Source organism: Variovorax sp. 10N432, from assembly GCF_056394465.1.
Window position 1 is genome coordinate 1 of record NZ_JBFTHX010000002.1, and the last position, 12,441, is coordinate 12,441.

Annotated in this window: 9 protein-coding genes and 1 pseudogene; 4 read left to right on the forward strand and 6 right to left on the reverse strand. The window is 67.1% G+C overall.

Going from position 1 to position 12,441, the window contains the following annotated elements; all coding sequences use genetic code 11:
• Positions 1–1,074 (reverse strand): annotated as a pseudogene (locus tag AC1DF3_RS02215) (hypothetical protein); the annotation flags it as partial.
• A gap of 189 nt (positions 1,075–1,263) precedes the next feature.
• Between AC1DF3_RS02215 and AC1DF3_RS02220 the strand changes: the two are divergent.
• Positions 1,264–2,649 (forward strand): aminopeptidase P N-terminal domain-containing protein, encoded by a 1,386-nt coding sequence (locus tag AC1DF3_RS02220; RefSeq protein ID WP_478138715.1) that lies wholly within the window; start codon positions 1,264–1,266, stop codon positions 2,647–2,649.
• A gap of 32 nt (positions 2,650–2,681) precedes the next feature.
• On the opposite strand, the gene AC1DF3_RS02225 is transcribed toward AC1DF3_RS02220, so the two are convergent.
• The 5 genes from AC1DF3_RS02225 to AC1DF3_RS02245 are packed head-to-tail and all read right to left on the reverse strand — an operon-like array spanning position 2,682 to position 8,552.
• Positions 2,682–4,253, reverse strand: coding sequence for an FAD-dependent oxidoreductase (locus AC1DF3_RS02225; RefSeq protein ID WP_478138716.1), 1,572 nt, complete (start codon positions 4,251–4,253; stop codon positions 2,682–2,684).
• Complete coding sequence (locus AC1DF3_RS02230; protein ID WP_478138717.1) at positions 4,250–5,782, reverse strand: polyamine aminopropyltransferase; 1,533 nt, start codon at positions 5,780–5,782, stop codon at positions 4,250–4,252. Before AC1DF3_RS02230 ends, AC1DF3_RS02225 begins: the two co-directional genes overlap by 4 nt.
• Positions 5,783–5,793: 11 nt before the next feature.
• Entirely contained in the window at positions 5,794–6,012 is a 219-nt protein-coding gene (locus AC1DF3_RS02235) for a DUF350 domain-containing protein (protein WP_286533261.1), read from the reverse strand.
• A gap of 24 nt (positions 6,013–6,036) precedes the next feature.
• Positions 6,037–7,518 carry a DUF4178 domain-containing protein gene (locus tag AC1DF3_RS02240; RefSeq protein WP_478138718.1) on the reverse strand — a complete coding sequence of 494 codons (1,482 nt, stop codon included), beginning with the start codon at positions 7,516–7,518 and terminating at the stop codon, positions 6,037–6,039.
• Complete coding sequence (locus tag AC1DF3_RS02245) at positions 7,515–8,552, reverse strand: SPFH domain-containing protein (protein ID WP_478138719.1); 1,038 nt, start codon at positions 8,550–8,552, stop codon at positions 7,515–7,517. The genes AC1DF3_RS02240 and AC1DF3_RS02245 overlap by 4 nt, the downstream gene beginning before the upstream one ends.
• A gap of 403 nt (positions 8,553–8,955) precedes the next feature.
• Here AC1DF3_RS02245 and AC1DF3_RS02250 point away from each other — a divergent pair, with 403 nt between their 5' ends.
• The 3 genes from AC1DF3_RS02250 (at position 8,956) to AC1DF3_RS02260 (ending at position 12,397) form a co-directional block, all read left to right on the forward strand.
• Positions 8,956–11,295, forward strand: a complete 2,340-nt coding sequence (locus AC1DF3_RS02250) for an NADP-dependent malic enzyme (protein ID WP_478138720.1) — start codon at positions 8,956–8,958, stop codon at positions 11,293–11,295.
• Between the two features lie 206 nt (positions 11,296–11,501).
• Complete coding sequence (locus AC1DF3_RS02255) at positions 11,502–11,915, forward strand: guanyl-specific ribonuclease (RefSeq protein WP_286519657.1); 414 nt, start codon at positions 11,502–11,504, stop codon at positions 11,913–11,915.
• A gap of 44 nt (positions 11,916–11,959) precedes the next feature.
• Positions 11,960–12,397: a barstar family protein gene (locus AC1DF3_RS02260; protein ID WP_286520210.1), complete on the forward strand. Its 438-nt coding sequence runs from the start codon at positions 11,960–11,962 to the stop codon at positions 12,395–12,397.
• Positions 12,398–12,441: the final 44 nt, after the last annotated feature.

A 12,441-nucleotide genomic window follows, 5' to 3' on the forward strand; every position in this document is an offset into this window, starting at 1 on the left:
CAGCGACACCGTCTTCACCACCGTCGGCACCTGCGAAGGCTGCTGCGTGAAGGTGTAGGGCCACTGGTTGTCGGCCTGCCCCAGGCTCGCCATSCGTGMRTTGAAGGTCGCCTGGTCGCCGCCGAAATAGACGCTGTTGACGTAGGTGAACAGCGGTTTCAGGTCGATGAAAGCCACCTTCTGCTCCGACTTGGAGATCACCACCGCCACCCCGCCCTTGGCATAGCGGCCGTAGTTGGCACCGCCGGGCAGGAAGCTCTGGCGGTTGGTCTGACTGGTCAGCGGCGTCTGCCAGGCGATCCCGCGGCCGTTGATGTCCAGCGTGAGCCATTGGTYCAGSCCGGTCGTGACCGCGATCTCGGTCGGCGCCGTCATCCCCGGCAGGTCGACGTAGCCCAGGATCTTCATGAAGGCGATGTTGCCCACGTTGAACAGGCCCGGGTAGGCGGCGCCCCACTCGTACCAGTAGTTGACGGTGSTCGAGGGCGAGTACGGATCRCAGCCAGGGCACAGGCCGGCCAGCGCGACCACCGCGACCTGGCCCTTGAGGGCGGTCGTGTCCCACACCGTCACCAGCGCGAATTCGCTGTCGTTGGTCATGGCGATGCCGGTMGGCACCTTGTTCGCAGGCAGTTTGACGGTCGTCGGGGTGCTCGCGGTGTTCGAGCCGGCGGTGCCGATCACGCCGTTCTGGTAAGCCACCAGGCTCTGGTTGCAGAAGCCGGTCTGGCCGCTGCAGCGGCCCATCGCCACGGGATCGCCGGTGACGACGCCGGCCYTCTTGTAGCTCGCGGCAGTGAAGCTGTCCATGAGGCCGGCGGCCGTCCCGCCCACGGTCCAGCTGAGCTGGGGCGTCTGGGCGAAGGTGTTGTACTGGTAGCCGGTTATCTGCAGATCGGTGACGCCCATGCGCTGCGACGGATCGTCGGCGACATAGGTGAGGTTGGCCGGTGGTCGTGGTGGCCGCCGCTGCCGTGGCCGGCGTCGTTGTGCCAGCGCTGCCAGCGCTGGCAGCGCCCAATGCGGCGATGCTCCCGCCCCCACCGCCGCCACCGCCTCCGCCACACCCCACAAGCGCGGTTGCAGCTACTGCGAGCAAAATCGCGCTGTTGTGTAGAACTTTCAAGAAAAACACCTCCAAAATGACAAGTTGGTGGTTTGTACGTGGGAGTGGTCCTACAGGGCAACCCTTCTTGCATTTCTTTTCTTGATGTTTTTCAGCCTCTTCCTACAGCCGTTACATCAGTAGCGCATGGTGACCTTATGACCGCGAATTATCAAGTCCAGCGTCGATTACTACTTTCTTCTAATATAGGAAAGGACGGGATCGCCATCATCCCGACGGCGCCCGAACGGCAGCGCAACCGGGACAGCGACTTCCTGTACCGGCACGACAGCTACTTCTATTACCTGACCGGCTTCACCGAGCCCAATGCCTGGCTGGTGATCGCAGGCGACGGGCGCTCGACCCTGTTCTGCGCCCCGAAGGACCTGGAGCGCGAAATCTGGGACGGATACCGGCTCGGCCCGGAAGCGGCACCGGCGGCGCTGGGGGTGGACGAGGCCTATTCGATCGAGGAGCTCGACGCCCGGCTGCCGCGCCTGCTCGAGAACAAGAGCGTCGTCTGGTATCCGTTCGCGACCCACAAGGGCCTAGAAACGCGGGTCGACGGGTGGCTGTCGTCGGTGCGAGCCCGGGTACGCTACGGCGCGCTCTGTCCCGAAGAGCAGCGAGACCTCTGCGGTCCGCTGGACGAGATGCGGCTCGTCAAGGACGCGACCGAGCAGGAGACCATGCGCCGTGCCGCCCAGATCAGCGCCCGGGCCCATGTCCGCGCCATGCAGCTGTCGGCGCGCATGCTGCGCGAGGGCCGGGAAGTGCGCGAATACCACCTCGACGCCGAGTTGCTGCACGAGTTCCGTCTCGGCGGCTCGCAGTATCCAGCCTACGGCTCGATCGTCGCCGCCGGCGCCAACGCCTGCGTGCTGCACTACCGCGCCGATGCGGCGCCGGTGCGCGACGGCGAACTGGTGCTCATCGACGCCGGCTGCGAACTGGACGGCTACGCCAGCGACATCACCCGCACCTTCCCGGCCAACGGCCGCTTCACCGGCCCGCAGCGCGCTCTGTACGACCTGGTGCTAGCCAGCCAGGACGCCGCCGTAGCGGCGACCCGGGCCGGCCAGCGCTTCACCGACCCGCACGAGGCCACCGTGCGGGTGCTGTCGCAGGGCATGCTGGACCTCGGGCTGCTCGACGCCGACAAGGTGGGCGGGGTCGACGACGTGATCGAGAAGCGGGCCTACTTCGCCTACTACATGCACCGCACCGGCCACTGGCTGGGCATGGACGTGCACGACTGCGGCAGCTACATCGAGCCGACCCAGGTCGGCGAAGTGAGCGAGCGCCGGGACCCGCTGTCCAACGAACTGATCCAGAACCGGCCCAGCCGCATCCTGCATCCTGGCATGGTGCTGACCATCGAGCCCGGCATCTACGTGCGGGCGGCGGAGGGCGTGCCGGAACAGTTCCACAACATCGGCATCCGCATCGAGGACGACGCCATCGTCACCGAGACCGGCTGCGAACTGATTTCGCGCGGCGTGCCGGTCAAGGCCGACGAGATCGAGGCGCTGATGCGCGGCTGATGCGCGGCTGATGCGCGGGCCCCCGGGGCCCGTCAAGCCGCCGCGAGGTGGCCGCGCGTGAAAGCCTCCTCGAAGATCGAGTAGCCCGACCAGTCGGCGTGGGCGAAGGCCAGCCGGCCGGCCTGCACGCGCGCCGGTGCGCCCATGCGCGCCAGCCAGCCGGTCGCCGGGATCGCCATCGCGTGGCCATGGCGCGTGATGTCGATCCGGGTCGCCAGTGCGGCGATGTCCGGATGCGGCAGCGACAGCTCGGCCAGCAGCGCGTCGCGCCAGTTGCTCCAGGGTCGCTCCAGCAGCTGGCGCCGGGCGTCGGGCCCATCCCAGCGGCTCGGGCCGAGCGGCCGGTACCAGGTCAGCACCGTGGCCCGCGGCGTCGGGTCGAGCGCCTGGTGCCGCGCATCGACATAGCCGAGCCCTGCGCCGCCGTGAACCACGTTGTCCCACGAGGGCGCGGCGCCCGGCCGATCGGCGAGCGCTGCGCGCAAATGCACGTTGGCCACCAGCCAGGGCGCGTAGCGCAAGGTGGCCGCCGCCTGCCGCAAGCGCTCGGGCGCGGCTTCCACCACCCGGGCGGCGATGAACGCCGGCAGCGCCACGATGCAGCGCTCGGCCTGCCAGCGCACCCGCGACCCGCTGGCGACATCGACCGCATCGACTTCGACCCCATGGCGCGTCTCGGCGATGCGGGTCACGACCTGGCCGGTCCGCAGCCGGTCGCCGAGCGGCTGCGCGAGCCGCCGGGCCAGCCAGGCGTTGCCTTCGGGCCAGGTCAGCACCGCCTCGCGCTCGCCGTCGTCATCGCCGGGCGCATGGAAGCCGTGCCGGCTGGCGAAATAGTGGATGCCGGCCCAGGCCGATACGTGGGCCAGGCCGGCGCCATAGTCGTCGCGGCAGCAGTAGTCGAGGTACCAGCGCAGATGCGCGTCGGTGAAGCCTTCGCGCGCCAGCCAGGTCTCGAAGGGCAGCGCGTCCAGCGCCAGCAGCGCGGGCGCAAGTTCGGCGCGCAAGGTCGGGATCGAAAACCGCGCCTCGCGCCGCAGCGCGTCCACGCGGGCCGAGAAGCGACGGTAGGCATCCAGCGTGCCGGCGCCCACGCCCTGCATCGGCAGCAAGCCGTCCTGCCAGCTGCCTTGAAAGAACAGGCGCTCCTGCGGGCTGTGGCAGAGATGCCGCTCGTCGTAGGTCCAGCGGCCGGCCACGCGCCGGCGCAGGCCGAGCTCCTCGAGCAGGTCCTGCACTTCGGGGGCCTGGTCGCCAGGCAACGGCAGATAGTGCGCACCGAGCGGGCAGGCGATGCCCTGCAGTTCGCCGGCGCGGCTGTTGCCGCCGGCCGTGTCCTCGAGTTCGAGCAGCGCGAACTCCTCGATCCCGGCCAGGCGCAGCGCCCGCGCCGCCGCCAGTCCCGCCACGCCGCCGCCCGCGATCACGACCCGGGTTCGCCGGGTGACATCGGGTGCAGCCTTCGCACCCAGCGCGCCGTCGCGCAGGGCGTGGCCGCGCCCGACGTCGATGCCCGTGAACCCGCCCTCGATGGCGGGCGCCCGCTCGCAGCCGGCAAGTGTCGCCGCCGCGGCAGCCGCGCCCAGGAACGCGCGCCGCCTCATCGCGTGCCCCACTCGTGCTCGTAGGTGGTCACGAGGATCTGGTTGGAGAGCCGGTTCACCTCGGTCGGGACCCGCGCCATGTCGCGCGGAAAGTCGAACAGCAGGGGCAGGGTCGCCACCGACAGGAAGCGCAGGCCCTCGGGCAATGCGTCGGGCATCCGGAACGGCCGCCGGCTGGCGACGATGTAGCCCCATTCGCCGAAGCTCGGCACGTGCGCGTGGTACGGCGTCGCGGTCAGGCCGACCGACTCGATGGTGGTCGCCACGGTCCAGAAGCTCTTGCGCGCCACCAGCGGCGAGGTGGTCTGGACGACCGCATAGCCGCTCGCAGCCAGCCGCTGGTCGAGCAGCGCATAGAACGAGCTGGTGTAGAGCTTGCCGATCGCGAAGTTGGTCGGATCGGGAAAGTCGACCACGATGACATCGAAGACCTCGCCGGCCTGCTGCAGCCACTGGAAGGCATCGGTGTTGACGATCTTCAGCTTCGGCGACGCCAGCGAATGGCCGTTGAGCGCCGCCAGCGTCTCGTGATCGCGAAACAGCCGGGTCATGTTCGGATCGAGTTCCACCAAGGTCACGCTCTCGACCGAGGGGTACTTGAGGATCTCGCGCACCGCCATGCCGTCGCCGCCGCCCAGCACCGCCACCTTGCGCGGCGCGCCGTGCGCCGCCATCACCGGATGCACCAGCGCCTCGTGATAGCGGTACTCGTCGCGCTCGGCGAACTGCAGGTTGCCGTTCAGGAACAGCCGATGCCCGGCGGCCCCGCGGGTGACCACGATGCGCTGGTAGGGCGAACTCTCGCTGAAGACGATGCGGTCCTGGTAGAACTTGTCCTCCGCCAGCGTCGTGATGCGGTCCGCCAACGCGAATGCCACCGCCAGTGCTGAGAGCGCCAGCGTGCAGGCCAGCGCATGGGCGCCGACGCGGCGCAGCTCGTGCCGGAACAGCCAGAGCGCCCAGACCGCCACCGCCGCATTCATGAATCCGAACAGCAGCCCGGTGCGGATCATGCCGAGTTGCGGCACCAGCAGCAGCGGGAAGGCGATCGACACCGCCAGCGCGCCCAGGTAGTCGAAGGTCAGGACCTGCGACACCAGGTCCTTGAGCGCCACATTGCGCCGCAGGATCCGCATCACCAGCGGGATCTCGAGCCCGACCAGCGTGCCGACCACCAGCACCAAGCCGTAGAGCAGCAGCCGGAAGGCGCCCGGCACGTAGGCGTTGGCGATGAACAGCAGCGCCGGCAGGGCACCGCCGACCAGGGCCACCATGAGCTCGATGCGCAGAAAGTGCGCCGGCAACTGGCGCTCGAAGTAGCGCGACAGCCAGGAGCCGACGCCCATCGCGAACAGGTAGGTGCCGATGATGGTGCTGAACTGAAGCACCGAATCGCCGAGCAGGTATGAACTCAAAGCCGCGGCACTGAGTTCGTACACCAGCCCGCAGGCCGCGACCACGAAGACGCTGGCGAGCAGCGCGATCTCGACCGGCCGCGGTCCTGCCCGCTCGACGGGCAGCGCCGACAAGGCCGCCTCCCTCAATGGATCGCCGCGGCGACGATGATGCAGATGCCGAGGCTCATCGCCGCCACCACCAGCCCGAGCGCCAAGTTCTGCTTCTCGACGATCTCCTGCCACAGGTCATAGGGCGTGAGCTTGTCGATCAGCAGGAAGGCCAGCCAGAAGACCGCCAGGCCGATCACCGCATAGATCAGCGATCCGAAGATCACGGCCGGCTTCAACCATTCAATTCCCATGATGAGAACCTCCGAAAAAAACGTTCACTTGTGGCCGCCGCCACTCGAATAGCCGCCATACGAGCCGCCCGCGCTGCGCGAGCCGCCGGAGCCGCCCCCACCGCTGCAGGTACTCAGGATGATCAGCAGCACGATGATCACCACCACGATCAGCACGATGGTGCCGCAGCCCAGGCTCGACGCCGCGCTCACCGGCAGCACGTCGCTGCGCCTGAACATGTCCTTCTTGCGTTCCAGCTTGAACGCCGCCGCGACGGCCGCGCTGTCGATCCGGTTGCCGGACGACCAGGTCAGCTCGTTGGCCGAACGCTCCATCGACAGCAGCGCGCTGCCGTTGGCGAAGTCGCGGTTGAAAGTCTTCTGGCCGCGTTCGACCCGCCAGTAGAACTCGCCCGCCACGTAGCCGGTCTCGGCGTTGTAGGCGTACTGCTGTTGATAGACCTTGCCCAGGTAGGTCGCGCGGGCCCCGCTCTCGGCCATGGTGGGCGCGCCGGTGGTCGGCTTCACGAGGCTCCAGCCGTCTTCGGCATCGACCAGGAAGCTGAAGCCGCGCTTCTTGTTGTAGAGCAGGTACTCGCTCCAGCCGAAGTGCTCGTCATCGCCGGGCGCCACGCCCATCCGGTGCTGGAAGCCGACCACCTGCCAGTCGGCGCCCTGCAGCTGGCCGATGCTGCCGAGCGCGATCAGCGGCTGCACCGGCTCGTGCTGGGCCGCATGCCGGAGCTCGCCGCCGATGCCCTGCGAGAGGTCGATGATCTCGTTGCACGAACGGCAGGTGACGCTCTTGCTGTCGATCAAATTCACCGTCACCGGCGAACCGCAGTTGGGGCAGTTGAAGCTGCGGCCCTTCTCGTCCTTGGCCGATTCGCTGCGCAGCCCGGTGAGCTGCAGGTCTTCGAGCCGCACCGAGCGGCCGAGGCAGGCGCCCGGCGGATCGGTGTCGTAGTCGAGGCTGAGTACCTGCCCCTGGTCGCTGCGAAGCTCCACCACCGCGAACGGTCGGCCGAGCTCCGGCAAGCGCGGCAGTTCGCCCTGGGCCGAGACCAGCGCCACCTGCTCGTTCGAAGCCACGGTGTAGGCCTGGCCATTGAAGGCGGTGGTCGCGCCGACGCGCAATTCGGCCGGCGGCGGCGCGGCGCGCTGCAGGTCGACCGGCAGTGCGAACACGAAGGCGCCGTTGTCCTCGCTCAGGATGCCGCTGCGGTCGCCGTCGAGCGCGGCGATCCATTCGGTCCAGCGGCCGCCGGCGTAGCTGTATTGCAGCCGGCCGACCAGGGTGAATGGCTGGTTGTCGATGCGGCCGGCCGCCAACAGCTGCAGTGGGCTGAAGTCGTCGAACAGCTCCGCCATCTTGCCGGTGCGCGCCAGGGTCTCGCCCTCGCGCACCACGGTGCTCTGGCAATAGGGACAGACGGCGTGCGTCGACTGCGCCGATCGGAATTCGACCGGCGCACCGCAACCGGGGCAGGGCGCGCGGTAGTAGCGCTGGCTGCCGCTCGCGCTCACACGAGCTTTTTCAGCAGCTCCGCCTTCTTGGCGTCGAATTCTTCCTGCGTGAGGATGCCCTTGGCCTTGAGTTCACCGAGCTTCTCGAGCGTGGTCATCACGTCGGCCGGATTCACCACGGCCACCGCCGGCTGCTGCTGCACCGCGGCCGGCTGCGCCTGCAGCCCCTGCGACAAGTTCTGCGCCAGCACCTGGCCCAGCGCAACACCCGCGCCGAGACCCATCGCGTCGCCCGCGATGCCGCCGCCGCCGCCCGCGCCTTCGGCAAATTTCGGGATCGCCTGGGCGGTCTGGTACTGCATGAACTTGCCCATGTCGTTGCCGACCATGCCCATGCCGATCTTCTGGTCGAGGATCTTCTGCAGTTCTTCGGGCAGCGAGACGTTCTGCACCGTGAGGGTCTCGAGCTGGATCCCGAGCTTCGCGAACTCCGGCACCAGCTGCTTGGCGAGCGCCTCGGCGAACTGGACCTGGTTGGCCGCCAGGTCGAGGAACGGCACCCCGCTGCCGGCGATCGCGTTGCTGATGTTCTGCAGCAGCAGGCCGCGCAGCTGGCCGTCGATGTCGGCCACGGTGTAGATCTCGCGCGTGCCCGAGATCTCGGTGTGGAACAGCCTGGCGTCGCCGATACGGAAGCTGTAGTTGCCGAAGGCGCGCAGCCGCACGGCGCCGAAATCCTTGTCGCGCACCGTGATCGGCTGCGGCGTGCCCCACTTCTGGTCGACCTGCTGGCGGGTGCTGAAGAAATAGACGTCGCTCTTGAAGGGCGACTCGAAGAGCTTGTCCCAGTTCTTGAGGTACGTCAGCACCGGCAGCGTCTGCGTCGTCAGCTTGTAGAGGCCGGGCCCGAAGACGTCGGCTACCTGGCCCTCGTTGACGAACACCGCCACCTGCGACTCGCGCACGGTCAGCGACGCACCGTTCTGGATCTCCATGTCGGCCATCGGGAAGCGCCAGGCCAGCGTGCCGTCGCCGGACTCGGTCCACTGAATGATGTCGATGAACTGCTTCTTGATGAAATCCATCAGCGCCATGCCGGCTCCTCGTCGAAGGGTGTTTCTGTGGCGGCATATTGCCACAGCGCCCAAAGGACAACCCTGGGGACAGTTCCGGCACAACAAGGCACTTGTCCACAGGCCGACGGCCCGGCCCGAAGTTGTTCGCCTCGGCGCGACAGCAGCGAAGCGCGCCTGCGCACAGCCAGCGGGCTGCCGCAAGTCCTTGTCGCACATGGAAAAAATGCGCCTGTCCACAGCGAAGGCGCGCCCTTACTACTACTACTAATTTAAATAAGAAGAATAAGAAGAAAAGATAGCAACAGCCGTTTTCCGTCTTTGGCCGAGCTGGGCGATCCAGAGCCGTGCGCGCCGCAGGGCGTTGGCATCGAGGTCTACAATCGGCGCCCTTTACAAGAAGCGTCCTAGGAGGCACGGCCCAATGTCCGATTCGACTTCGCAGATCCCCACGCCAGAAGACAAGCGCGCCGAACTGCGCCGCGCCGCGCTCGAGTACCACGAGCATCCGGTCCCGGGCAAGATCTCGATCGCGGCCACCAAGCAGATGGTCAACCAGCGCGACCTCGCACTGGCCTACTCGCCTGGCGTGGCGGCCCCCTGCGAAGAGATCGTCAAGGACCCGGTCAACGCCTTCAAGTACACGGCGCGCGGCAACCTGGTCGGCGTCATCACCAACGGCACCGCCGTGCTCGGCCTCGGCGACATCGGGCCGCTGGCCTCCAAGCCGGTGATGGAAGGCAAGGGCGTACTGTTCAAGAAGTTCGCCGGCGTCGACGTCTTCGACATCGAGATCGACGAGAAGGACCCGGTCAAGCTGGTCGAGGTGATCGCCGCGCTGGAGCCGACCTTCGGCGCCATCAACCTCGAGGACATCAAGGCCCCCGACTGTTTCTACGTCGAGCGCGAGCTGCGCAAGCGCATGAAGATCCCGGTCTTCCACGACGACCAGCACGGCACCGCGATCACGGTGGCGGCGGCGATGCTGAACGGCCTGAAAGTGGTCGGCAAGGACATCGGCCAGGTCAAGCTGGTCACCTCGGGCGCGGGCGCCGCGGCGCTGGCCTGCCTCAACCTGCTGCTGAAGGTCGGGCTGAAGCGCGAGAACGTCTTCGTGACCGACCTCGCCGGCGTGGTCTACGAAGGCCGTACCGAGCTGATGGACGACGACAAGCGCCAGTACATGCAGAAGACCGACGCCCGCAGCCTAAACGACATCATCGAAGGCGCCGACGTCTTCCTCGGCCTGTCGGCCGGCGGCGTGCTGAAGCCCGCCATGGTCGCCAAGATGGCGGCCAAGCCCGTGATCTTCGCGCTCGCCAACCCGAGCCCCGAGATCGCGCCGGAAGACGCGCACGCGGTGCGCGACGACGTGGTCATGGCCACCGGGCGCACCGACTACCCGAACCAGGTCAACAACGTCCTGTGCTTCCCCTACATCTTCCGCGGCGCGCTGGACTGCGGTGCCACCACCATCACCGACGAGATGGAAGTCGCGGCCGTGCATGCGATCGCCGAGCTGGCGCAGGCCGAGCAGAGCGAGCGCGTGGCCGCGGCGTATGCGGGCGAAAAGCTCAGCTTCGGGCCCGAATACCTGATCCCGAAGCCCTTCGACCCGCGGCTCATGATGAAGATCGCGCCGGCGGTCGCCAAGGCCGCGGCCGACAGCGGCGTGGCGCTGCGCCCGATCACCGACCTGGACGCCTACCGCGACAAGCTGCAGACCTTCGTCTACACCTCCGGCAGCATGATGAAGCCGATCTTCGATGCCGCCAAGCGGGCGCCGAAGAAGCGCGTCGCCTTCAGCGAAGGCGAGGAAGAGCGCGTGCTGCGCGCGGCCCAGATCGTGGTCGACGAAGGCATCGCCCGGCCGACCTTGATCGGCCGGCCGGCGATCATCGCCCAGCGGATCGAGAAGTTCGGGTTGCGGCTCAAGGAAGAACTCGACTACGACATCGTCAACGTCGAGCAGGACCATCGCTACCGCGACTTCTGGCAGACCTACCACCGGATGACCGAGCGCAAGGGCACGACGGTGCAGACCGCCAAGATCGAGATGCGCCGCCGCCTGACCCTGATCGGCTCGATGCTGCTGCACAAGGGCGAGGTCGATGGCCTCATCTGCGGCACCTGGGGCACGACGGCGATCCACCTGCACCACATCGACCAGGTGATCGGCAAGCGCCCCGGCGGCTGCGCCAGCACCTCGCAGGACCTGCCGATCTACGCCTGCATGAACGGCCTGCTGTTGCCGGACCGCCAGGTGTTCCTGGTCGACACCCACGTCAACTACGACCCGACGCCCGAGGAACTGACCGAAATCACCACGATGGCGGCCGAGGAAATGATGCGCTTCGGCCTGAAACCGAAGGCGGCGCTGCTGTCGCATTCGAATTTCGGCACCAGCAACCAGCCCAGCGCGGTCAAGATGCGGCGCACGCTCGACCTGCTGCGGGTCCAGGCACCCTGGCTGGAGGTCGACGGCGAAATGCACGGCGACGTTGCGCTGGACGGCAAGCAGCGCGCGCAGGTCATGCCGCACAGCGCCTTGGCCGGCAACGCCAACCTGCTGGTGTTCCCGAACATCGACGCCGCCAACATCTCCTACAACCTGCTGAAGACCGCGGCCGGCGGCAATATCGCGATCGGCCCGGTTCTGCTGGGTGCGGCCAAACCCGTGCACATCCTGACACCCAGCGCCACGGTGCGCCGGATCGTGAATATGACAGCTCTGACCGTGGCGGATGCCAACGCCGACCGCTAAGCCGCTTGTCGATAGCGATCGCTAACTTCAAAACGGTCGCTTGCCCCTGTCGCCTGCTCAAAGATTGAGCAGGCGCTTGCTATTTGCGCGTCCCTGGTGCACACTTGCGGGCTTGAATTTGCGGGTTAACCCCAAGATGCGCTGCGGAGTGTGTCCTGGTCGGTCGACCCCCGGTTCGGTTCTCGCTCTATTCCTTCTGGTGCTCCATGGCGGCTTACGCCTCGATCTCGTCCCCGGTTTCCAAGTTTGCGCTCACTAGCGTCCTGCTGGTGGCCCTGACGGCGGGAGCCCAGGCTCGCGAATGGTTCGGCACCGGTGCCGGCATGCCGGCACAGGAAACGGTCGCGCTGGCCGAACTGCCGGTGCAAGGCCAGCGTACCTACGGGGCCATTTTGAACGGTGGTCCTTTCCGGCACGAAAAAGACGGCACGGTGTTCGGCAACCGCGAACGCCTCTTGCCGCAGGAACGGCGAGGCCACTACCGAGAATACACGGTCGATACGCCCGGTTCGCGTGATCGTGGCGCCAAGCGCATCGTCTGTGGAGGCGAGCGCACGGCGCCATCGGCCTGCTGGTATACGGCAGACCATTACGCGAGCTTTCGGCGGATCGTGCCATGAGCGAGCAACTGAATTGGAGCGGCGCTGCAAGGCGTCCTGAAGAAATGACGACGACGACAACCACGGAAAGACCAGCGGAGATGACCTTATCCCTTCGTGCAGTGCGACCCAACATCGTGCAGTCGATTCGCGCCTTCCGCGTGAACGACTTGCAGGAAGCGGCGCATGCGGCCGGTCAGCATTTCCTGTATGCGAACCTGGGCAATGCCCAGACCAAGCAGGATGTGCTTGACCTGATTGCCCAGCAATTCACCTTCCCGCAGCACTTCGGCAAGAACTTCGACGCGTTGTACGACTGCATGACCGATCCCTTGCACAAATCGGGCCCGCAACCGGGTTTCGTCATCGTGCTCGAGCAGATCCCGGCCAACGCCAAGTTCGACAAGGAGGCGCGCGAGCAGCTGCTGGACATCTTCCGTGACGCCTCGGACTACTGGGGAGACCGGAAGATACCGTTCAGGTGCTTCTATTCTTTTCTGTAGCCCGTTCTGCACACACCAGCCAAGCAGAACGGGCGAACGAGGCT

Excerpts from the sequence above, each read along its gene's own strand:
- AC1DF3_RS02220 (WP_478138715.1), top strand. The coding sequence starts at position 1,264 with ATGACCGCGAATTATCAAGTCCAGCGTCGATTACTACTTTCTTCTAAT.
- AC1DF3_RS02225 (WP_478138716.1), bottom strand. The coding sequence starts at position 4,253 with ATGAGGCGGCGCGCGTTCCTGGGCGCGGCTGCCGCGGCGGCGACACTT.
- AC1DF3_RS02235 (WP_286533261.1), bottom strand. The coding sequence starts at position 6,012 with ATGGGAATTGAATGGTTGAAGCCGGCCGTGATCTTCGGATCGCTGATC.
- AC1DF3_RS02245 (WP_478138719.1), bottom strand. The coding sequence starts at position 8,552 with ATGGCGCTGATGGATTTCATCAAGAAGCAGTTCATCGACATCATTCAG.
- AC1DF3_RS02250 (WP_478138720.1), top strand. The coding sequence starts at position 8,956 with ATGTCCGATTCGACTTCGCAGATCCCCACGCCAGAAGACAAGCGCGCC.
- AC1DF3_RS02255 (WP_286519657.1), top strand. The coding sequence starts at position 11,502 with ATGGCGGCTTACGCCTCGATCTCGTCCCCGGTTTCCAAGTTTGCGCTC.
- AC1DF3_RS02260 (WP_286520210.1), top strand. The coding sequence starts at position 11,960 with ATGACGACGACGACAACCACGGAAAGACCAGCGGAGATGACCTTATCC.